The organism is Bacillus sp. TH19, from assembly GCF_016651075.1.
Classification (GTDB): domain Bacteria; phylum Bacillota; class Bacilli; order Bacillales; family Bacillaceae_G; genus Bacillus_A; species Bacillus_A mycoides.
Genome location: NZ_JAEKEO010000010.1, coordinates 1,883,118 through 1,903,017 on the forward strand (window position 1 = coordinate 1,883,118; position 19,900 = coordinate 1,903,017).

Annotated in this window: 21 protein-coding genes and 5 pseudogenes; 17 read left to right on the forward strand and 9 right to left on the reverse strand. The window is 33.3% G+C overall.

Features of this window, described 5'->3' with window-relative positions; translation table 11 throughout:
- Positions 1-476: 476 nt before the first annotated feature.
- On the forward strand, positions 477-914 hold the full coding sequence (locus tag JFU54_RS27285; RefSeq protein ID WP_242489454.1) for a hypothetical protein: 438 nt from the start codon (positions 477-479) through the stop codon (positions 912-914).
- On the opposite strand, the pseudogene JFU54_RS27290 reads toward JFU54_RS27285, so the two are convergent.
- Positions 898-1,104 (reverse strand): annotated as a pseudogene (locus tag JFU54_RS27290) (exosporium leader peptide-containing protein); the annotation flags it as partial. The gene JFU54_RS27285 and the pseudogene JFU54_RS27290 sit on opposite strands and share 17 nt — an antisense overlap.
- Positions 1,105-1,235: 131 nt before the next feature.
- Here JFU54_RS27290 and JFU54_RS27295 point away from each other — a divergent pair.
- Together JFU54_RS27295 and JFU54_RS27300 are read left to right on the forward strand one after the other, a co-directional pair.
- A pseudogene (locus JFU54_RS27295) lies at positions 1,236-1,331 on the forward strand (DNA (cytosine-5-)-methyltransferase); the annotation flags it as partial.
- A 5-nt stretch (positions 1,332-1,336) separates the two neighbouring features.
- A pseudogene (locus JFU54_RS27300) lies at positions 1,337-1,948 on the forward strand (N-acetylmuramoyl-L-alanine amidase); the annotation flags it as partial.
- A gap of 39 nt (positions 1,949-1,987) precedes the next feature.
- On the opposite strand, the gene JFU54_RS27305 reads toward JFU54_RS27300, so the two are convergent.
- The 4 genes from JFU54_RS27305 to JFU54_RS27325 form a co-directional block, all read right to left on the reverse strand.
- Complete coding sequence (locus tag JFU54_RS27305) at positions 1,988-2,182, reverse strand: hypothetical protein (RefSeq protein WP_012260894.1); 195 nt, start codon at positions 2,180-2,182, stop codon at positions 1,988-1,990.
- A 203-nt stretch (positions 2,183-2,385) separates the two neighbouring features.
- A complete protein-coding gene (locus JFU54_RS27310; RefSeq protein ID WP_201067187.1) occupies positions 2,386-2,817 on the reverse strand; it encodes an SMI1/KNR4 family protein in 432 nt (143 codons plus the stop codon).
- Positions 2,817-3,239, reverse strand: a complete 423-nt coding sequence (locus JFU54_RS27315) for a hypothetical protein (protein ID WP_201067189.1) — start codon at positions 3,237-3,239, stop codon at positions 2,817-2,819. Before JFU54_RS27315 ends, JFU54_RS27310 begins: the two co-directional genes overlap by 1 nt.
- Before the next feature lie 310 nt (positions 3,240-3,549).
- Positions 3,550-4,158 carry a hypothetical protein gene (locus tag JFU54_RS27325; RefSeq protein WP_201067191.1) on the reverse strand — a complete coding sequence of 203 codons (609 nt, stop codon included), beginning with the start codon at positions 4,156-4,158 and terminating at the stop codon, positions 3,550-3,552.
- Between the two features lie 76 nt (positions 4,159-4,234).
- On the opposite strand from JFU54_RS27325, the gene JFU54_RS27330 reads away from it, so the two are divergent.
- The 4 genes and pseudogenes from JFU54_RS27330 to JFU54_RS27345 all read left to right on the forward strand — a co-directional run bounded on the left by JFU54_RS27330 (position 4,235) and on the right by JFU54_RS27345 (position 7,214).
- Positions 4,235-4,456 (forward strand): hypothetical protein, encoded by a 222-nt coding sequence (locus tag JFU54_RS27330; protein ID WP_040963065.1) that lies wholly within the window; start codon positions 4,235-4,237, stop codon positions 4,454-4,456.
- A gap of 516 nt (positions 4,457-4,972) precedes the next feature.
- A pseudogene (locus JFU54_RS27335) lies at positions 4,973-5,158 on the forward strand (hypothetical protein); the annotation flags it as partial.
- Between the two features lie 785 nt (positions 5,159-5,943).
- Positions 5,944-6,519, forward strand: a complete 576-nt coding sequence (locus JFU54_RS27340; RefSeq protein WP_201067193.1) for a C1q-like domain-containing protein — start codon at positions 5,944-5,946, stop codon at positions 6,517-6,519.
- Between the two features lie 137 nt (positions 6,520-6,656).
- On the forward strand, positions 6,657-7,214 hold the full coding sequence (locus JFU54_RS27345; RefSeq protein WP_002065254.1) for a hypothetical protein: 558 nt from the start codon (positions 6,657-6,659) through the stop codon (positions 7,212-7,214).
- A 91-nt stretch (positions 7,215-7,305) separates the two neighbouring features.
- On the opposite strand, the gene JFU54_RS27350 is transcribed toward JFU54_RS27345, so the two are convergent.
- Positions 7,306-7,518, reverse strand: a complete 213-nt coding sequence (locus JFU54_RS27350) for a hypothetical protein (protein ID WP_002031831.1) — start codon at positions 7,516-7,518, stop codon at positions 7,306-7,308.
- 220 nt (positions 7,519-7,738) lie between these two features.
- Here JFU54_RS27350 and JFU54_RS27355 point away from each other — a divergent pair, with 220 nt between their 5' ends.
- Entirely contained in the window at positions 7,739-8,242 is a 504-nt protein-coding gene (locus JFU54_RS27355; RefSeq protein ID WP_002141670.1) for a MepB family protein, read from the forward strand.
- Between the two features lie 352 nt (positions 8,243-8,594).
- Here the strand turns inward: JFU54_RS27355 and JFU54_RS27360 are convergent, their stop codons facing one another.
- On the reverse strand, positions 8,595-8,789 hold the full coding sequence (locus tag JFU54_RS27360) for a hypothetical protein (protein WP_201067195.1): 195 nt from the start codon (positions 8,787-8,789) through the stop codon (positions 8,595-8,597).
- A gap of 565 nt (positions 8,790-9,354) precedes the next feature.
- Between JFU54_RS27360 and JFU54_RS27365 the strand changes: the two genes are divergently transcribed.
- The 4 genes from JFU54_RS27365 to JFU54_RS27380 all read left to right on the forward strand — a co-directional run bounded on the left by JFU54_RS27365 (position 9,355) and on the right by JFU54_RS27380 (position 13,142).
- Positions 9,355-10,350 carry a glycoside hydrolase family 25 protein gene (locus JFU54_RS27365; protein ID WP_012260898.1) on the forward strand — a complete coding sequence of 332 codons (996 nt, stop codon included), beginning with the start codon at positions 9,355-9,357 and terminating at the stop codon, positions 10,348-10,350.
- A 143-nt stretch (positions 10,351-10,493) separates the two neighbouring features.
- A complete protein-coding gene (locus tag JFU54_RS27370; protein ID WP_002031835.1) occupies positions 10,494-11,345 on the forward strand; it encodes a peptidylprolyl isomerase PrsA in 852 nt (283 codons plus the stop codon).
- Positions 11,346-11,877: 532 nt separating this feature from the next.
- Positions 11,878-12,099, forward strand: a complete 222-nt coding sequence (locus JFU54_RS27375; protein ID WP_201067197.1) for a hypothetical protein — start codon at positions 11,878-11,880, stop codon at positions 12,097-12,099.
- Positions 12,100-12,806: 707 nt separating this feature from the next.
- Positions 12,807-13,142 (forward strand): YolD-like family protein, encoded by a 336-nt coding sequence (locus JFU54_RS27380; RefSeq protein ID WP_002085766.1) that lies wholly within the window; start codon positions 12,807-12,809, stop codon positions 13,140-13,142.
- Positions 13,143-13,427: 285 nt separating this feature from the next.
- On the opposite strand, the gene gerPF is transcribed toward JFU54_RS27380, so the two are convergent.
- Complete coding sequence (gerPF, locus tag JFU54_RS27385) at positions 13,428-13,643, reverse strand: spore germination protein GerPF (RefSeq protein ID WP_001141569.1); 216 nt, start codon at positions 13,641-13,643, stop codon at positions 13,428-13,430.
- A 212-nt stretch (positions 13,644-13,855) separates the two neighbouring features.
- Between gerPF and JFU54_RS27390 the strand changes: the two genes are divergently transcribed.
- The 4 genes and pseudogenes from JFU54_RS27390 to JFU54_RS27405 all read left to right on the forward strand — a co-directional run bounded on the left by JFU54_RS27390 (position 13,856) and on the right by JFU54_RS27405 (position 16,560).
- Positions 13,856-14,194 (forward strand): hypothetical protein, encoded by a 339-nt coding sequence (locus JFU54_RS27390; protein WP_002031841.1) that lies wholly within the window; start codon positions 13,856-13,858, stop codon positions 14,192-14,194.
- Between the two features lie 325 nt (positions 14,195-14,519).
- Positions 14,520-15,230, forward strand: coding sequence for an SDR family oxidoreductase (locus tag JFU54_RS27395; RefSeq protein WP_002085764.1), 711 nt, complete (start codon positions 14,520-14,522; stop codon positions 15,228-15,230).
- Between the two features lie 158 nt (positions 15,231-15,388).
- Positions 15,389-16,048 carry a DUF6944 family repetitive protein gene (locus JFU54_RS27400; protein WP_002035373.1) on the forward strand — a complete coding sequence of 220 codons (660 nt, stop codon included), beginning with the start codon at positions 15,389-15,391 and terminating at the stop codon, positions 16,046-16,048.
- A 300-nt stretch (positions 16,049-16,348) separates the two neighbouring features.
- Positions 16,349-16,560: pseudogene (locus JFU54_RS27405) on the forward strand (YqaE/Pmp3 family membrane protein).
- A gap of 67 nt (positions 16,561-16,627) precedes the next feature.
- Here the strand turns inward: JFU54_RS27405 and JFU54_RS27410 are convergent.
- On the reverse strand, positions 16,628-16,837 hold the full coding sequence (locus JFU54_RS27410; RefSeq protein ID WP_002085762.1) for a KTSC domain-containing protein: 210 nt from the start codon (positions 16,835-16,837) through the stop codon (positions 16,628-16,630).
- Positions 16,838-17,303: 466 nt separating this feature from the next.
- On the opposite strand from JFU54_RS27410, the gene JFU54_RS27415 reads away from it, so the two are divergent.
- Complete coding sequence (locus JFU54_RS27415; RefSeq protein WP_201067199.1) at positions 17,304-19,823, forward strand: PBP1A family penicillin-binding protein; 2,520 nt, start codon at positions 17,304-17,306, stop codon at positions 19,821-19,823.
- Positions 19,824-19,900 lie beyond the last annotated feature (77 nt).

Sequence of the window (19,900 nt, forward strand, 5' to 3'; positions counted from 1 at the left end):
TCGTACCTGCTGTCCTTTATAGGAGAAAAATTATTCTGGATTAAAACTACGAATAACCAGAAAACGCGCTTTTAACCAGTGTTTTCAAAGATGTAATAATCTATGCAATAAAAAAGCTTAGTCGGAATTCAAAATACCAAAATGGCTTGCATTGGTAAACAGGCCCAAGAGTAGTATATGTATAATGAAAAATCTCATACAAAAAGCAGACAACAATTTTGGTTGTCTGCCAGCGAGTCGAATGAGCTAGTCAATTGTGATAAATTGCTTTCCCATTACAAGAAGAGTGAAGCTGCTAGTTCAAACAGCTTGTAGGTAGTCTTTTAGATATTTAAAAAAATATACAGAGAAAGCAGATAAGTGACGAATCTACCTGCTTCTGTTGTAACAAAAGAAAGAAGTATTAGCCGTGAATATGACGGCTTGAAAATAGTATGTATTGATTTGGAAAAATTATTCAAGGGGTGAAGAGAAGAATGGCATCGATAGTGAATAGTGTATGTGAAATAATTCAGTTAATGAGTAAAACGAAAGTAGAACGCATCCAAATCACATACGAAATTGGCGATATTATTGAGGAGAAATGCAGAAGGTGTTATTACAATCGTTCGGAAAAAGAGTGTTTCAGTATTAGTGTCTGTCAAAATTGCCCGACTGGCCAAGAATTACGTCAGTTGGGTAGATATTTTGATACACAACCGATAGAGCACGGTGGAAAACGAAAAGACAAACCCATCGGACTTACTCCGGAGCGTGTGCGCGAATTGAATCAACAAGGCATTCCAGATAAAGATATTAGCATTATGTATGATCGTAGTCCTTCTTATGTCGGGAAAATGAAAAAGGAATGGAAGCAAGCTGGTATATGGAGAGGACCAACAATAATGCGGGAAATCAACCGGTGTCGCCAGTAGGTCCAGTAATACCAGTAGGTCCGGTGTTCCCTGTCAATCCCGTATTCCCAGTTGGCCCGATTGATCCGGTCGGTCCAGTAGTACCTGTTGAACCAGTGGGACCTGTAGGGAATTGAAAGGGTTGCATAGGTGGAAGTGTCGGCCCAATCGAACACGGATTTAATGCAGTAGAAGATAAAAACTCGTCCAATATAATTCACCTCTAAAAGTTCGTATTACTAATAGTAAATGCAATGATAGAGCAAAGTGTAATGAACAAGCGGTTGTATTTAGGAAATTTAATAAAAACGCTATTTTAATAGCAAGAAGGGAGGGGTGGCTTTGATTAAAATACTTGAATTATTCGGAGGAATCGGAGCGCCAAGAAAGGCACTTGTTAATTTAGGGATAGATCATAAAGCAATTGATTATGTAGAATGGCAAACGTGAAATATGACTTTGTATGGATTCCGCGTTATGGTGGAAATAAACCAGCGTATCCATGCGATATTTGGCAATACACGGAAACAGGAAATGTACCTGGTGTCGGTAAATGTGATTTGAATTATCTTGTGGGTAGCAAGTCATTAGCTTGGTTTACGAACCAATCACAAACTACTGAAAAGGTAAAAGAACAACCGCAACAAGATAATGAGAAAGTTGGAGGGATCGGAATCGCAACTTCAAAATACGCAGATGGTTATGGCGTGAATTTATATGAGAATCCTGCTGATCCGCAATACACAGGAAATATCACGAAAAAAATCCCGTATCTTATTTTTAAGGGATATTGGGGTGGCGGTGATAAGGATATGATTTGTTTAGGTAGCGAGAAGCAGTGGGCGAAATTAGAGCATTTTGATGTGCAATGGTTCTGCGCATACTCTAAATATCCTCCAGGATACGGAATTGCGGTTCATAGCGAACCTGAGTGTACGAATCATATTGATAACATCGATGGTACGGTTCCTTATCGTGTTTGGGGTAAACACTTAGATGCTATTGATATAGGTGGTAATCGATGGATTAAAGCGGAGCATGTAACGATTAAGTAATGTAAAAAAAGCCGTCCTGTTGGGCGGCTTTTTTCTTATTTATTCTCCAAATGTTTCTTTATTCATATTTAATTCACCGTTTTTTATCATTTCTTCTCCATAGATATTTTCCATTAGCTTTTGATGATCTTCTTGCTTCTTACGTTCTCCATCTTCTGGAGTCTCCTTAGTTTTCTCTATGGCGTTTTGTTCCGCCTGTTTTCTATAGTACTCATTTATTTCATCATATTTCATCGGTAAACCTTTTTCAAAAAGTGTACGGTGCACTTTTTATAATTTTATCGAATCATACTTTGCGGTCTATGACAACAACTCTGTCACTACCCCCATACACTGGAATCTAAAACATTTGTAAAAAATAGCATAGTTGTTACAAAACCTATATCGTTACCAATAAAAAACCTTGAAAGGCAAGCCAATCAAGGTCTCTAAATTTTTTAAATGTCTAATAAAGTATTCACACCTACATTATTTTCTAATAATTCGGTTAGCGATGTTGCAATTTTCACTGCCTCCTCAATATCCAAATCTGCGAATCTGTTATAGTATATTCCAAAACCATCTTTACCCTGTAGATAGATTAATGCACCGCCTCTTTCATCATCACCAATTGCGAGTGAATTCGGGAGATATTTCTGCACTTCATAAGCTTCATTCATTTCAATGCACCCCGAAGCTCCCCAAATTCGAATATAAATTTGGTCGTTAACATTAAGTTCAATGTCTGAAGTTAGCTGAATTATTTCTATATATTCTGTAGGTACATCTATTGTTGAAAAATCCTGAAGCGCTTTAATTTCTTCTTCTTTCGAAGGAGATTTTTTGGCATCAATTCTATACACACTACTGATATTATCTAATCTGTTCATTAATAATCAATCCTTTCATATTTAACTCCTAGTTTATCTAGCATCTTGTATTGTTGTTCAAGAACTTGGCTAGTAGTATCACGTGAAAAACCAGCTTTAGTTAAATCACCCACCATGAATTGCATTTCTTCTTGTAAAGTAGTACTCCATTTCCCTACCCCTGAAGCCACCCGTTCATTTCGTCTCGCAGTTTGAGCATTAGTAATGATTGTATGTGGTAGTCCTTTTCCAGTCTCGACAGTTATTGTTGGAGCAAGTTTCGAATCATACCCATACTGACTGAAATTATTTTTTGCCCATTCTTGTTGTAATCCATGATGAGATTGTAATCGCCCACCATTTGGCCCATCTCCTTTTGGCTTAGGTAAGGAATCTTTATGTGTTTTATTAAAATGAACATAATTAATTTCACCTTTACGCATTCCACATGTAATAGCAAGAAGATAAGCGATATAATAACGTTTTTTTTTGCATGTTCTAAAAAACGAAGAACTTCTTCATCAATTAAAAATCAGGGGGATAACGCTGATTTAGTGGAGAGAGCTCATTATATCACTCTTTCGGAGGAGGTGAGTTAGGATGCGGAAATGGTGAAAGAAACTATTTTCGAAAAAACGCCCACCCTGCATTGTTCGTGAGGAACAATGCAGGGTGGGCTAAACTGATAGGATCTGTGAAAATTGTGCCCAAATTATGCATGGAAAAGGTATTGAAAGAGATGAATAGTACTCTTTACATCTTATTCCATATATAACAAAGCTGGTTAGCTTCTGATTCAAGCGCTATTAAATGATCATTATTAATAGAGTTATTCGTATACATTCTGTTCTTTTGGATGTTAAGAACCGTATAATTCACATCGTTATGTTCATTTGAAAATGTCGATTCGTTTAATAATGTCAGCGTTGAGTTGATGTTGTATTTATCAATTCGCTCTTTTTTTCCTTTGAAAAACAGTTTGATAAGATGCGGCTCATCATTAATGAGCAAACCGAGTTCAGGTGATGAGCGGACGATTAAATCATCTGATATCCAATGTGATTTACCTGGATCGAACCAAGAGACGTCTTTGTTTTTAATAAATTTTTTGTACTGTTTTATGACATCAATGTAGTTTTGCTTTTTCTTCTGATCAACCGTTTGCACTAATGTTTCGAAACATTCAAAAGGTAGTTCGTTTTGATGAAATTTAATAACAGTGTCTCGTAATTGTTTCCAGTAATCAAAAGCTGGTTGGTATTCCGGTTGAGATTTTAGATTTTTCGCAAAGTTTGTTTTAGCTGCACTACTTTTCAGTGTGAAATCTAAAAATTGTGTAAGTCCTACTTTAATTTCTGCCATATTACACCCCCTTTTCAAACATTACTAATTCGATAATGGAAAGGAAAATCCTGCATTTTTTAAGGGGGTGAGCTAGATGCTAGAAAACCCGATGTCCATGCACAATGGCTATGGTAAAGCTGATTCGCAAGAACAAGAGGGAATTATTACAACTTCTATCGATATCGAAAAGTTACAAGATGTTATAAGTCGAGCGGTAGTGATTTTGCAGGAGTGTCCAGAAGATGCTGAACTTGATGATTTAAATGGGAGCATTAATGAAGCGTTGGAATTGTTACAAAAGTATTTGGGGCAATAAAAAAGGACGAGCGGTCGTACCTGCTGTCCTTTATAGGAGGAAAATTATTCTGGACTAGAACTACGAATAACCAGAAAACGCGCTTTTAACCAGTGTTGTCAAAGATGTAATAATCTGTGCAACATAAAAGCTTAGTCGGAATTCAAAACACCAAAATGGCTTGCGTTGGTAAACAGGCTCAAAAGTAGTATATGCAAAATGAAAAATTCCATACAAAAAGCAGACAACAATTTTGGTTGTCTGCCTGTGAGTTGAATGAGTTAGCTAATTGTGATAAATTGCTTTCCCATTACAAGAAGAGTGAAGCTGCTAGTTCAAACAGCTTGTAGGTAGTGTTTTCGATATCTAAAAAAATATACAGAGAAAGCAGATAGGTGAAGAACCTGCCTGCTTACTACTGTAACAAAAGAAAGAAGTACTAGCCGTGGATACGACGACTTGAAAGTAGTATGTATTTTTATTTAAAAAATATTCAAGAGGTGAAGAAACATGGAGTGTTTGATAAATGGTGTCTATGAAATAGATAATGATTTTTTTGGTCCAATAAACTTTGCTAATGTTGTAGCTGTTTCATCCATAATTCAATTGAGTGCAGGGGATTTAGTCGAGATTTTTGCACAAAGTAGCGTAGCTGGAGTTATTAGTAATGTAGAAGATAGTACGCATTTTGAAGCTGCAAGATTCCCGTCTCCAAAAGTATAAGTGGTATGAAACCTTGTAAGTAATTTAATATCAGGACATTCCAAAATTTATACTCATCCTGTACAAGAACGGATAATTTATTTGTAGTGCATGAAGTATTTTAACGGTGTACAAGTTGTTTTGAAAGTGCTGGATAAATGAACTATGTACTGTTAAATAGTGTCTGATGATTGTAAACGAAACAGTCGAAGAAGAGTAGCGGTGTATGCAAAAAGAAATGCATGATGTTTAGGTAAAGAAAGCTTACTAGTTAGGGGATCTTACCGATTTAGTTTATGAAAAAAGGCAAAGAGTAACTCTTACCTTACTCCTTGTCCATAGAATACACAAAAATTATACGTTTGTACAGGTCGATAATTTACAATAATAATATTTGAATATAATGCTTACAGGTAATTCTAAAGGATGGAAAAGTATTTGTTATAGAGTAAGTGCTGATTTTAAAGTGTTTTAAAGAGAATGTTTACAACTCAACGATAATAAAGGAATATTGAAATAATAAAATATGAAATATTGCATATCTCACTTAACAATATAATCTATTCAATAATAATAAAATCGTACAGAGGAGTTTTTTCTGAAAATCCGAGTTGATGAAACTAGATAATTTGTATTACTGATTTAACCAGAATATTACATGAGTGCTTTGTTTTTAAAAGTTATACTTTCTCTTCGCTCTGCCTTATGGTGGAGCATTTTTATTTTTGTAATCGCAATAACCTGTCCAAACTTTTCAAGTCTAGCATACATATTATGCAGTAGTAGATTAGAAAGGAGCACTATATATGTCTTGTTATTACTACTGTAAGAATTGTGAGAGTTACCAAAAGAAAAATCATGATTGCTGTAAAAAAAGAAGTGATTATTATAATAAGTGCGGTAAAAGATGTGATGACTGTTCTTGCGATCATAAGGAGAATAACCTTGTAAGAGCATCTGCTTTTAGAGCTGTAAATACAGTTAATCAAAACCTTCCAGCTAATACTTTTGTTAAAGTATTATTTCAAAATGAACAATTTGATTTAGCGAACGAATATAACCCAGCAACATCAGATTTTACTCCGAAGACTAGAGGAGTTTATTCCGTAATTGGGACGATTGGTTTCTTTCCGAACGATACAAATTTAAATTATAGAGCGCGTGTAGAAGTTCGAGTGAATGGAAATGCGTCAATTGCTATAGATAACGACTTTTTTGGTCCGATAAATTTCGGTAATGTCGTAAGTGTTTCAACAATACTTCAATTACATGCAGGTGATATTGTCGAGATTTTTGCACAAAGTAGTATAGATGGGGTTATTAGTAGTACAGAAGACGGTTCTCATTTTGAGGCTGCAAGATTCCCATCTCCAATTGTATAAATATTAAAAAGGAAAAAAATTTATTAACTCTGCTTTTCGGTGGAGTTTTTTAATTTTATAATAGCAATAGCTCGTCCAAACTTTTTAAATTTATTTTGCATAGTATACAACAATAGATTTAGAAAGGGGATATAAATATGTCTTATTATTATTGTAAGCATTGCAATGGCTATAAAAAGACAAAGCATACTTGTTGTAAGAAGAGTACAGATTATTACGATAAGTGTTGTGATAATGAGAAAGATAAACTTGTAAGGGCATCTGCTTTTAGAGCGGTTAGTACAGTAGATCAAAATGTCACTGCAAATACTTTTGTTAAAGTATTATTCCAAAATGAACAGTTTGATTTAGCGAATGAATATAATCCAGTAACATCAGATTTTATTCCGAAGACTAGAGGGGTTTATTCTATTATTGGTACAATCAGCTTTGCACCTAATGATAGTAATACGAATTATAGAGCGCGTGTAGAAATTCGGGTAAATGATAATCCAGCTATAGCGATAGATAATGACTTTTTTGGTCCACCCAATTTTGCAAATGTCGTAGCTGTTTCAACAATACTTCAATTACATGCAGGAGATGTAGTTGAAATTTTTGCTGAGAGTGATGTAGATGGACTGATTATACAAAATGATCCAGGATTTATTAGTACGCATTTTGAAGCTGCAAGATTCCCATCTCCAATAAAATAAAAGACATGTTTGTGATTTATGGACTATTTTTTAAAAAAGGCCCTACCTTATGGTAGGGCCTTTTAGTTAAAGGTGTTAAATTGGTAATATATTAAAATAAGTTCATAAACACTTGATAAGCAACACCTAGAGTTAATATGATAGCTAACAGTTTTGCTACCCATCTCGGTGCATTTAAATTTAGTAAAAGGGAATGACATATACTAAATGTAATGCCGAGTGTTAAAAGAATTGCGATAAGATATAAAATTAATAGGAATAAAGGTTGCTCTATGGAGCCGAAGTCAATTTTGGATGGATTCATGTAATATGTACCTCGTTTTTTATTAATATATTAATGAAATAATGAAGAATATAAGGAATTGGAAGAGTAATGTAATAAATACTATAAAAGTAAATTTGAAGTTATGGATGGAGTAGATAAAATAATCTTTGAAAGACTATTCAAAGCCAACATTTGTTTAAGTTTAATATACAAGAACGAACGTTCTTGGTATACTGGAAAATAAAAAAGGTGCGTTTACATGACAAATTTTAGTAATATAATTGAAAAACTAGATGAAATGATTTACAAACCTAATAATCTATTAATTACTAAACGAAAAGAAGAAAAGCAAAATTCAGAATATGCAGGAGGGGTATTCCAGCTAAATAATAGAAGCATCCGATTTAGGGTATCAAAAATTACGCCTAATAAGATTGGACAATTTGTTTCTTTTTGGGAGAAGAATGCCTCCATGAGCAATCAGGCATTTTCTTATGATTCAGCTCCTAACCTTTTAGTTATCACTTGTATAGCGGATAATAACCTAGGACAATTTATTTTTCCAAAAGAGATTCTTCTAAAAGAAAAAATATTAAAAACTCAAAATCAAAAAGGGAAAATGGCTATGAGGGTTTACCCTATTTGGGATAAACCTATTAGTAATCAAGCTAAGAAGAGTCAATTGTGGCAACTTCATTATTTTGTCGATTTAAGTGATACTGAAAATGTAGCTACAGATAAATTATTAAACTTATATTCATAGCACATAATAAGAAAAGATTGAAATATTCAATGTTCGTTCAGATGATATTTGGAAATATTAACAGGGTAAGCCGTTAAGTAAAGAATAAAAAAGGAGCATACAAATAAAGTATGCTCAAAAAAAGATAGGTTTTATGAGTGGAGAATCTCCATACGATAATATATGCGCATTTCATTAATATGTGTAAAATATCAATAAAATATCAACAGAATATCAATTAATGAGTTATTTTAGTTTTTTAATGAAGTCATGTTTTGTGAAATGAAAAAGAGCCGTTTCTTTTGAAAGATGCGGCTCTTTTTATTATTTTGTTATCGTACTGTTCGAAATGATAAATCATAAAATTATACGATTAACAATTTGATAATGATCGGACTTCAGTTATATATTTCTTGAAGTCTGGATATTGAGATACAGTTTGGCAGGTAGTGGTGAGTAGTTGATTAATTAAAGATACATTTGTAATTACTTCGTTACAAGGACCATAGAATGTAACTTTTAGCTTTGAATCCGGGGGAACTTTGAATACGATAGGGATTTTTTTCATTAAATAAACTCCTTACATAACAGAGGTTATATGTTTATTTCCTTTTAATTAGGAAGACATATTAATATAATATGTAATTTTTATTGTAGTTGATTATTACATATACTGTATGAGTTGATGTAATTTCTATTACGTATCAAAATAGTGTTGTGAAAAATATATATCATGTTTATAAAAAGCTTAAAAACAGACTAATATGAGGGAATAAGCGTTAATTAACTTGTCTCTATATAATAAATTGTAAAAAGGCAGCTTTTTTTAGCTGCCTTTTACAGGGAGATTGAAAAATCTTGGAGGTCATTCATGAGTATAAGCAAAAATTGCTTATATGTAGTATGTACATTATTTATAGTTTTATTCCAATATTTAGTATGAAATAAACGCAAGTTTATCGTTTACAAATGCAAAAAAAGAAGGACTTATTTATTATGGATAAAAAGAAATTATTTAGTTTTAAAAAATGATGAAAATATATTTATTTGTCTTATAGAAGCTTGCTATTAGGCGTATGGGTCTAGCAATAAAACAAGCTTTGAATAAGATAATAAAAAGGAGTTGATTAGTAATGGGTTATATTGTAGATATTTCGAAATGGAATGGAAATATTAATTGGGATATTGCAGCGTCTCAGCTAGATTTAGTTATTGCTAGAGTTCAAGATGGTTCGAATACGATCGATTTTATGTATCAAGGTTATGTGAAAGAAATGAAGAAACGTAGTATCCCATTTGGGAATTATGCATTTTGCCGTTTTATATCTATTTCAGATGCAAAAAAAGAAGCACAAGATTTTTGGAATCGTGGCGATAAAAACGCTAAATTTTGGGTGGCAGATGTAGAAGTTCAAACAATGGTAGATATGCAAGGCGGGACTCAAGCATTTATTGATGAATTACGCCGATTAGGTGCAAAAAAAATTGGTTTATATGTAGGACATCACACGTATGTATCATTTGGAGCTCGCAATATTGATGCTGATTTTATTTGGATTCCTCGTTATGGAGGGAATAAACCAGCATATCCTTGTGATATTTGGCAATATACTGATTCAGGAAATGTTCCTGGTATTGGAAAATGTGATTTGAATCAATTAATTGGGAATAAAAATCTTTCTTGGTTTATAGGTTCAAATCAAACAAATCAATCTAGTATTGGAGACAGTAAGCGACCAAATGGAATTGGTATTGCAGTTTCAAAATATGATGATGGATACGGAATTAATTTATATGAAAATCCTGCGAATCCGCAATTTATAGGAAGACTTACGAAAAAAATCCCATATTTAATCTATAAAGGTTATTGGGGAGGTGGCGAAAAAGATATGATTTGTTTAGGTGGTGAACAACAGTGGGCTAAGTTAGAACATTTTAATGTACAATGGTTTTATGCATATTCAAAGTATACACCTGGATATGAAATTAGAACGTACGATGGGCCAAACGGGAATGATACAGGTGCGGTCGATGGGAGGGTTCCTTATCGTATTTGGAATCGTCAAGATGGATATATAGATATAGGTGGGAACAAATGGATCAAAGAAGAACATGTGCAGATTAAATGATGTTAAAAGTCGGATTTATGCCGGCTTTTTTATTTAATAAAGCTTGTCTCTGGCATGAAGAGAAATACTTGCAGAAAACACATTGATTTCACAATAGCGCTGTATAGTTCCTAATATACATTTATCAAAGTGAGGTATTTGAATTGAAAAAGAAAAAGCTATTTATGGGAACTATTATTGCATGTGTGGCGCTAACATTGTCTGCGTGTGGTTCCTCAGAAAATGTTGCAACATCAAAAGTAGGAAACGTGACAGAGAAAGAGTTAAGTAAAGAATTAAGGCAAACATATGGAAAAAGTACTTTATCTCAAATGATGTTAAATAAGGCATTGCTAGATAAATATAAAGTTTCAGATGAAGAAGCTAAAAAACAAGTAGAAGCAGCGAAGGAACAAATGGGTGACAAGTTTAAAGTGGCTTTAGAGCAAGTGGGATTAAAGAATGAAGATGAATTAAAAGAGAGAATGAAGCCAGAAATTGCACTTGAGAAAGCGATTAGAGCGACTGTCACAGATAAAGATGTGAAAGATAACCATAAACCTGAAATGAAGGTAAGTCACATTTTAGTGAAAGATGAAAAAACTGCGAAAGAAGTAAAAGAGAAAATAAATAATGGTGAAGATTTTACTGCTTTAGCGAAACAGTATTCGGAAGATACTGGTTCAAAGGAACAGGGCGGAGAAATAGCTGGTTTTGCTCCTGGTCAAACTGTGAAAGAGTTTGAGGAAGCTGCGTATAAATTAGATGCAGGACAAGTAAGTGAGCCAATAAAAACATCTTATGGTTATCATATAATAAAAGTGACGGATAAAAAAGAATTGAAACCATTTGATGAAGTAAAAGATACGATTCGAAAAGATTTAGAACAACAAAGACTGCAAGATGCGACAGGTAAATGGAAACAACAAGTAATCAATGATCTATTGAAAGAAGCAGATATTAAAGTAACAGATAAAGAATTTAAAGATACATTTAAATTCTTAGATGAGAAATAAGGTTTAGAAGAAAAACAGAGATTTAGCATAATGCTATATTTCTGTTTTTTTGTTTTCAATAGAAAAGGGAACTCATATAGAGTTCCCTTTTCGCGTTAGTGTGTGAGTTATAAATAGATAGTAAGACAATACAATATTACATTTAAATATTAAGAATTACAATAGGAAAATTTGGATGTAGATAAAAGGAATAAGCAATTAAATTCGCAAAATGTTGAAATGATAATGTTTTAGTTAATTAATTTTGTTAAATATAAACTAAATATATTTTCTTGGAGAGTGAATTGAGGACATAATTTAAAGAATGGTACATATCATATTTATTGGAGTATAAATTAACTTTATAGGAAGTGACATGTTGAACATTTAGTACAAAAAGATGTTCTTAATGATGATAAGAATTATTTATCCCGCTATTTGTGGGAGTCTTACTGCTCGTAAAACCCCCACTGATTATTAGCCTTCACTTTATTAAAATAGGATGAATATTTTTATATTTACTAGATTATTAAATTAATTTGGGGGAGAATATATGAAAGTTATTTTTAAGAGAGAAGGCGGAGGGAAAGTTTTTGAATCATCTAATGAAAATATAAGCGTTCTATTAGCTGTATTAAAAGAAACAAAAGGGATAAAGATTGGGATGGTTGAGTATGAAGTATTAGAATATAAACTGGAATATTATCGGAATCCGAAAAAAACAGAAACAGAGAGAGAATTACATATTATAATGCAACCCAAGCATATTCAATAAAGAAAGTGAAAAATTGATGAGTGTGAATCTTACTGCCTGCAAATAGCAGCATAAATGGTAGTAATTGTCGATATGTATGAAACTTATGAGGAATGAATTGTTTTACATCATAAGTTTCTAAAGCTTTGTGAGTTCGTTCATAATAAAAGTGTATGCTTTTGTTGAAGGATGGTTAATGAGATGTAGCTGAAATTTGTATTACAGAAAGAACGTTAGTTAGGATAGAAAAGTAAAATTAGAAATATAATTAGTTCAATAAAAGCGACTTCACATTAGGTGGAGTCGCTTTTATTGTTGCTACACGTATTCTATGATGCGATAGGAAGTGCAAAGAAATTTGATTAATAAAAGGGACTAATAAATGAGTATGAATAAACTTCATATATTAAAGTTGCATTTTGTTTGAAAAATTTACATGTTGCACTTCCGTAAGAACGTTCGTTCGTGTATAGTTAGAACGAATGTTCTTTCGAAGTGGAGATGTCTACAAATTCATAAATAGTTTTGAATTGGAAAGCTACGCTACGTATAAATAAGAGATGGATAAAGAATGAAGCGATAAGGCTTCTAACCGCAAGGGCTGCGGAGATAGCCTAATAAATTAGAGTTCGATAGAACTCTTTACTTAGGAATCCCCCACTTCTAAACGAAGTGAAAGTGGGGTAGTTCAAGAATGGATAGATATAGAAAATTGAGGAGTAAAGAAAATGAATTATGTAAAGATACAGGAAAAAGGAAGAGAGTGGGTTCCGTTTACAGTAATGTCGGAACAATTATTAAGTATGAAAAAAATTATTGGAGAGAAATTAAAAGTCCAAAGACCGCTAATAACAAATGAAGCGAAAGACAGCATTTCAGACAAATTATTAACTTCATTATTGTCTGAAGAAGAGATGTTAGTGACATATTTTGAAGAAGGATACATACTTACGAGTTATATGACAGTGGTTCATATAAATCCAATTCAACAAATTGTAAAATGTACAGATGCATTTTATAAAACATATATATTTTCTGCAATGGACATAATTGATGTAACCTAAAAGAAGCTGAATTTTGAAGTTTAGCTTCTTTAATTTATCTAGCTATTTACGGACAGGCAGATTCACACCTCAAAATTCGGCTGTGAGTCAGGCTACCTGTTAAAACCTAATTTTTTGAAGAGGTGAAGAACTAAATGAAAAAGCAGCTAGCTGCAAGCTAGCTGCTTAGTCCCAGGGAAAGGGAGAAAAAGATTGGCACTCAAAAAATCAATGATAGCTGTGTATCAGCCTGAGTATAGTATAGACAAATTTTAAAATGTTATACAAAAATGATTACAGATCTGGTTAGGCCGTACCAACTTGGTTTTGATCTGCTAGATCAGAATCAAATGTATTAGTCGCGCTAACCCCACTAAAAGTGTTCACTACGAAACCAACGTTAGATGCGCCAGAGCCGTTATAAGCTTTCGTATTCTCTTTTGGAGAAACATTGTAGAAATCACCTAAGTTGAAAGATCCGTTACTATTTTGTACAACTAAATTCCCAACAACTGAGGGCATAATTTTCACCTGCTTTATAAGTAATTGTTTGCATTACTATATGAAGGTATAGTCTAATTGGTTCATTTGACAAATATTCCGGAATAGAAAAATGTTTGAAGCTTTGTTTAATCAATCGAGCAAAAAGTATGTTAAAATTAATGAAGAGCTGAATTTTAAAAAGAATAAATTTGAATAATTAATATATATGGAATTAAAGGAGGCAAAATGTAATGGATAATGTTATAAAAACAGTCGATTTAACAGATGCAGAATCAAGTAAACTTATTGCTTATATTTATAGTAATGATGTCACATTGATCGAAAAAGCATTTTGTCCTAATGAAATAAAATTAAAGTTTAATGAAATAGCAATTTTATCGGCAATTAAAACCGCATATATTACGAAAGTATCTATAAGGAAAGAACTTGAAGCAATTTTTCACGATACAGGCGTTTTATTAGTAAAGCAAAATGTTGAAAGGAATAGTATTCAATCTATAACAATGCATTTTGAGCAATTTAAAAAGTTACAAAATGAGATTGAGAATTTAAATAAAAGTATGTTATAAGACTAGGTGGAAATTTATTGATAGAGGTGGGCTCTGTTAAGTTGAAAAAGTGGATTGAAAAGTATTTGGATAAATCGAACCGTAAACATAAATATACTTTCATTAAGGTGTAACCTATATTTATCGATGTGAGAAATGTAGGGAATAGAAGATACAATTTAAAAATAATAACGATACAAACAAAAAGAGTAACTATGATGGTTACTCTTTTTGTTTGTAATATGTAATATCAAAAATACTTCTAAAGTATGAAATGAATTGATACTTAAGTGAGAAGTTGAATAAGAATAAAAAGAGTAATATTAATGGAAAGGAGGAGATGAAGTTGGAGCGAAACGACATTGGGAAACTTGTAATTATTACTGGAGTAACGCAAGGGTTAGGACGTGCAATGGTTGATAGGTTTCATGAATTGGGGTGGAACATAGCAGGGTGTGGACGCTCAAAAAATAAAATTGAAGAACTTAATAAATATTACGGTGCTTCACATGATTTTCAAATAATTGATGTTTCAAATCATCACCAAGTTAGTAAATGGGCAAGTCGTATTCTTAATAAGTATAGGGCTCCCGATATGTTAATAAATAATGCATCGATTGTTAATCAAAATGCACCTCTATGGAAAGTTACCGCACAAGAATTTGAAAGTGTAATGAGTGTAAATGTGAACGGGGTAGTAAATGTCATTAGGGCGTTCGTCCCGGCGATGATAGCTAGGAAAGAAGGAATTATTATTAACATGAGCTCTAGTTGGGGAAGAGAAGGCGAGGCTGAACTTGCGCCATATTGTGCCTCGAAGTTTGCTGTTGAAGGTATCACGCAGTCAATGGCAATGGAACTGCCAAATGGTATGGCAGTAGTTGCTTTAGATCCAGGTGGCAGTATTAGCACTCCAATGCTTCACTTATGTGCACCTCAATATGTAAAAGAATCTCCTACACCTGAAATGTGGTCACATAAAGCAATTCATTATATATTAAATATATCAATAGATAAAAACGGTGAGTCATTGACATGTCCGGCATACATTCATTGAGAAACTCCTTGTCAAAAAGAGCGCCTGAAAGGTGCTCTTTTGTATTATTAGTACATTATGTGATGCACAAAATTACATATGAAAAATAGAATAATGAATTAAAGGTGATATTTGTTTGTTTTGAATGTACTAGAAAATTTAAATATAGGTGATGGGAAATGAACCTACGCGATTTAGAATTGACAGGTGCCTGGTTTCAAGTAGGAGGAAATCTTATAGCAGCAATTGGAACAACTAGAGGGTTTGCAGGGGAAGAAAAGATTGAGTCGGATCTCGTTATTGTAGGGAGTTCATTACAAGCTCTCGGATATATATTACAAATTATAGCAACTAATGATGCGAAAGATGAAGATAAATGTGAGAAGCAAGAGGTAACTATAGATAATAAAAATAAAGCGCTAGCGAAAACGGGGATTGAGTTATTAGCTTTAGGTAATATTTCAAATGTAATAGGAACGTATTTTAATCTCAATGAACAAATGAAAGAAAATGATTTCCTTATAATTACTGGAAATAGTTTGCAATCAATTGGCGCTTTTTTAGGAGTAGAAGTAGCATTGAATGAGATAAATGGAATACAGTGGATTATCGTATTAGGGAATTCAATGCAAAGTTTAGGTGCGGGATTACAAGCATATGAAGGTATTAAAAATATACCAAAAGAAGAAAAGGGAAAAGAAGACAGTAATATAGATAAAGAAGATCAACGTATAATAGGGCTAATAGGTATTTGGATACAGGCAATAGGTACTGTAATTTCAGCAATTGGATTAACCGAAATAGTAGAGGAACAACGATTGGAATCTAAGAAAAGGTGATGAAATACTCATTTCAATGAAGTTTGGAGTATTTCAATTTTAGAAGTAGGACAAGATGGATGTGTTAATTGTTTTTGTAGGCTTTTTCATATAGGCGTAGAATATACATATAAACGAACAGGTGAAAATAACTTGTTAACGTTAGTGAGAGGCTTCTCATTTAGTTATACTATTATATGTGATTTTTGTAATGATGAGTTCTTATATACGCTTTTAGAAATAACATGATTTCATAGGTTTGATAGTGTAGGAGATGGATGGGGAAGAAGCGAAAAATAAACATTAAGGAGTTTTTCAGACATGATGTACTTATTAGCAATTTTACTTCCGCCGGTAGCTGTTTTATTTTGCGGAAAGCCGTTTCAAGCGATTATTAATTTCATTTTAACCTTAATTTTTGGGTTCCAGGAGCGATACACGCAGTTCTTGTCGTACATGATAAAAAAGCCGACAGGCGACTTAAAAAACAAGTTCAAGCGTATGATGAAATTAATAAAAGAAATAGAAGGTAAATTGCGATTGACATACAAAAAAGAAAGGGGATTTGATTCGCCTTTCTTTTTTGTATGCCAATCAAGTTTAAATTTTAGTATAGCGGTAAGAATTTTTAATATAAGTATTATGATAATAACTTTTAGAGTGTGCGTTTAATAAACCGGTGTAAATGCTTTCTGGCACATTAAAGAAATCATACATACCATTCTTTAGTTGAATACGTAAAATCATAGAAAAAGGATTATAGCCAACAGCAACTAATTTTTTTGAAATAACGGGAGATAGCTTCATCATTACGCAACTCCTTATTTTTCATTTTAGATGGTTTCTTGTAGAGAAGGGGATTGTCGTGTTGAAATCCTAATAATTAAAGGAGTATTATACTTATATGCAATATATTAAATGTTTGTTATACGTAATTATAAGGAAGTTCACACGAAGTACATATCGTTGTGCTATTTTTATTTCACCTTTGATTTATAAATAAGAAAATATTGACCATTTGAAAAAAAGGTATATTATTTATACGAGGTATTAAAAATTCACTTCTTACATTCTATGCTTTAAGGGGCAGTATTATTAGAAAAAATAGAAGTGAAAATAGTTTGTATAAGAAGTATTCTAAAATGTATAATCTGTGAATTGGGAAAATATTGAATGCTCCAGGTCAATATACTTTCTTGATTAAATGTATTTGGGAAAGTGACCTCAATATTTTCAAGTAAATCAACGGGAGAATTGAAAGGCAGGAGAAAGTAACATGTCAGAAAATTATCGTTCTCGAGAGGAGCGACGACAAGTTCAAAAGAAAAAACAGCCAGCTTCTAAAAAAACAAAACCAAAAGGTAAAACATCGTTTTTTCGTAAATTTTTAATCAGTTGTTTACTACTGGGTATTGTAGGTTTAGTGGCAGGGGTTGCTACCTTTTTCGTAATGATTAAGGATGCACCAAAACTTGAGAAAGCAAAACTTGTTAATCCGTTATCCTCAAAAATTTATGATAAAGACGGGAATTTGGTATATGAATATGGGAAAGAAAAGCGGACGAATGTTACGTATGATCAAATCCCAAAATTAGTAGAAAATGCATTTTTAGCAACAGAAGATTCGCGTTTTTATGAGCATAGCGGAGTAGATTTTAAAGGTACTGCTCGTGCAGTTTTAGTTAGTCTTAAGGGAGATTATGGCTCTCAAGGTGGTAGTACGATAACGCAGCAAGTTATTAAAAACTACTTCTTATCGATGGAAAAAACGTCAAAACGTAAGGTTCAGGAAATATATTTAGCGTATAAGCTAGAACAACAATATTCAAAACATGAAATATTAGAGATGTATTTAAATAAAATTAATTTAGGAAACCGTTCATATGGAATCGCAACAGCAGCACAAAACTACTACGGTAAAGAATTGAAAGATTTAACATTACCAGAAGTTGCGATGCTAGCTGGCTTACCAAAAGCACCGAATAACTATGACCCAACGAAAAAAGAAAATGTTCAAAGGGCAACAGAAAGAAGAAATACTGTACTAAACTTAATGAATAGACATGGTTATATTACAAAGGCAGAAATGGAAGAAGCATCGAAAGTACCAGTGGATAAAAATATTAAGAGTGCAGCTGAACTACAAGCGATGCCATATACTGCATTTATGGATGCAGTAGTTAAAGAAGTAGAAAAGGAAATACCAGATGTTAATATTGGATCTGATGGTTTAGAAATTTATACAACATTGGATCCAAAAGCACAGAAATTAGCTGATAATATTTTGAATACAAATATTATTAATTATCCAAATGATAAATTCCAAGGTGCTTTCACATTTATGGATACGAAAACTGGAGAAGTTCGCGCTATAGGTAGTGGGCGCGGTGAAAATAAAGCAGTATTTAAAGGGCATAATATGGCGATTGAATTAGATCGTGCAGCTGGTTCAACTATGAAGCCAATCTTTGATTATGCACCGGCTATTGAATATTTAAAATGGGCTACGTATCATCAAATCGATGACTCTCCATTTAAATATTCAACTGGACAAGAACTTCGAAATGCGGACAGAAGTCATTTAGGCCCAATTACTATGCGTGAAGCGTTAAAAATGTCACGTAACGTTCCAGCAGTTAAAACAGCTAAAGAGGTAGGTATTAGTAAATCGAAAGAGTTCTCTGAGAAATTAGGTATTACATTTAATGTAGCACCGACAGAATCAACAGCGATCGGTACAAATGAAGCGTCACCAACTGAAATTGCAGGTGCTTATGCGGCATTTGGGAATGACGGTAAGTATACGAAGCCGCATTTTGTTAAGAAAGTAGTTTATCCAGACGGCAAGTCACAAAGTTTTGGACAAAAACCAAAATCAGTTATGGCGGATTCTACAGCATATATGATTACTGATATGCTTCGTTCCGTAGTTACATCAGGTACTGGTACATCGGCAAATGTGGCCTCTTTAGATGTAGCTGGTAAAACAGGTACAACTAACTATTCTTCAAAACAACTAGCACAATATGGAATTCCAGAAAGTGCAACTCGTGATAGTTGGTTTGCAGGATATACACCGCAATATACGATGGCAGTATGGACTGGATATACGAAAGATGGTAAAGACGAGTATATTAGTAGTAAAAATACGAAAATTGCACAGTTGATCTTTAAAGAAATGATGAGCGAGATGGCTACAGATAAATCACGCTTTAAAATGCCAAGTAGTGTTATTCAAGAAGGTAGTGAATTGCGTATAAAAGGTGAAAAACGTGATTCATCTCCAAATACTAGCGTACCGGATACAACGGAACAACCAAAACAAGATCAACAGCAAAAAACTGAAGAAGAGAAAAATCAAGAGGAATTAAAGAAACAGGAAGAACTTAAGAAACAAGAAGAGCAAAAGAAACAAGATGAACTTAAGAAGCAAGAAGAGCAAAAGAAGCAAGAAGAGCAAAAGAAACAAGATGAACAGAATAAGCAAAATGAACAAAACAATGGAAATGGTCAAGGAACTCCAAATCCACCAACTAATGGAGGTGACCAAGGAACTCCAAATCCACCAACCACTGGAGGTGGCCAAGGAACTCCAAATCCACCAACCACTGGAGGTGGTCAAGGAACTCCAAATCCGCCAACCACTGGAGGTGGCCAAGGAACTCCAAATCCACCAACCACTGGAGGTGGTCAAGGAACTCCAAATCCACCAACCACTGGAGGTGGCCAAGAAACTCCAACCCCACCAACTACTGGCGGGAACACAGGAGAGGCTCCTTCCAATAATGGACAATAAATAATGCATTTTAAAAGCACCGAAGGTACCGGGAAAAACGGTTTCTTTGGTGCTTTTTGTATTATAAAGAGTAATAT

Bases quoted from the DNA above. Each gene is read 5' to 3' on its own strand.
- JFU54_RS27315 (WP_201067189.1), bottom strand. From the start codon at position 3,239: ATGCGTAAAGGTGAAATTAATTATGTTCATTTTAATAAAACACATAAA.
- JFU54_RS27345 (WP_002065254.1), top strand. From the start codon at position 6,657: ATGTCTTATTATTATTGTAAGCATTGCAATGGCTATAAAAAGACAAAG.
- JFU54_RS27415 (WP_201067199.1), top strand. From the start codon at position 17,304: ATGTCAGAAAATTATCGTTCTCGAGAGGAGCGACGACAAGTTCAAAAG.
- JFU54_RS27400 (WP_002035373.1), top strand. From the start codon at position 15,389: ATGAACCTACGCGATTTAGAATTGACAGGTGCCTGGTTTCAAGTAGGA.
- JFU54_RS27325 (WP_201067191.1), bottom strand. From the start codon at position 4,158: ATGGCAGAAATTAAAGTAGGACTTACACAATTTTTAGATTTCACACTG.
- JFU54_RS27365 (WP_012260898.1), top strand. From the start codon at position 9,355: ATGGGTTATATTGTAGATATTTCGAAATGGAATGGAAATATTAATTGG.
- JFU54_RS27330 (WP_040963065.1), top strand. From the start codon at position 4,235: ATGCTAGAAAACCCGATGTCCATGCACAATGGCTATGGTAAAGCTGAT.
- JFU54_RS27390 (WP_002031841.1), top strand. From the start codon at position 13,856: ATGGATAATGTTATAAAAACAGTCGATTTAACAGATGCAGAATCAAGT.
- JFU54_RS27355 (WP_002141670.1), top strand. From the start codon at position 7,739: ATGACAAATTTTAGTAATATAATTGAAAAACTAGATGAAATGATTTAC.
- JFU54_RS27410 (WP_002085762.1), bottom strand. From the start codon at position 16,837: ATGATGAAGCTATCTCCCGTTATTTCAAAAAAATTAGTTGCTGTTGGC.
- JFU54_RS27375 (WP_201067197.1), top strand. From the start codon at position 11,878: ATGAAAGTTATTTTTAAGAGAGAAGGCGGAGGGAAAGTTTTTGAATCA.
- JFU54_RS27310 (WP_201067187.1), bottom strand. From the start codon at position 2,817: ATGAACAGATTAGATAATATCAGTAGTGTGTATAGAATTGATGCCAAA.
- JFU54_RS27340 (WP_201067193.1), top strand. From the start codon at position 5,944: ATGTCTTGTTATTACTACTGTAAGAATTGTGAGAGTTACCAAAAGAAA.
- JFU54_RS27305 (WP_012260894.1), bottom strand. From the start codon at position 2,182: ATGAAATATGATGAAATAAATGAGTACTATAGAAAACAGGCGGAACAA.
- JFU54_RS27285 (WP_242489454.1), top strand. From the start codon at position 477: ATGGCATCGATAGTGAATAGTGTATGTGAAATAATTCAGTTAATGAGT.
- JFU54_RS27380 (WP_002085766.1), top strand. From the start codon at position 12,807: ATGAATTATGTAAAGATACAGGAAAAAGGAAGAGAGTGGGTTCCGTTT.
- JFU54_RS27360 (WP_201067195.1), bottom strand. From the start codon at position 8,789: ATGAAAAAAATCCCTATCGTATTCAAAGTTCCCCCGGATTCAAAGCTA.
- JFU54_RS27350 (WP_002031831.1), bottom strand. From the start codon at position 7,518: ATGAATCCATCCAAAATTGACTTCGGCTCCATAGAGCAACCTTTATTC.
- gerPF (WP_001141569.1), bottom strand. From the start codon at position 13,643: ATGCCCTCAGTTGTTGGGAATTTAGTTGTACAAAATAGTAACGGATCT.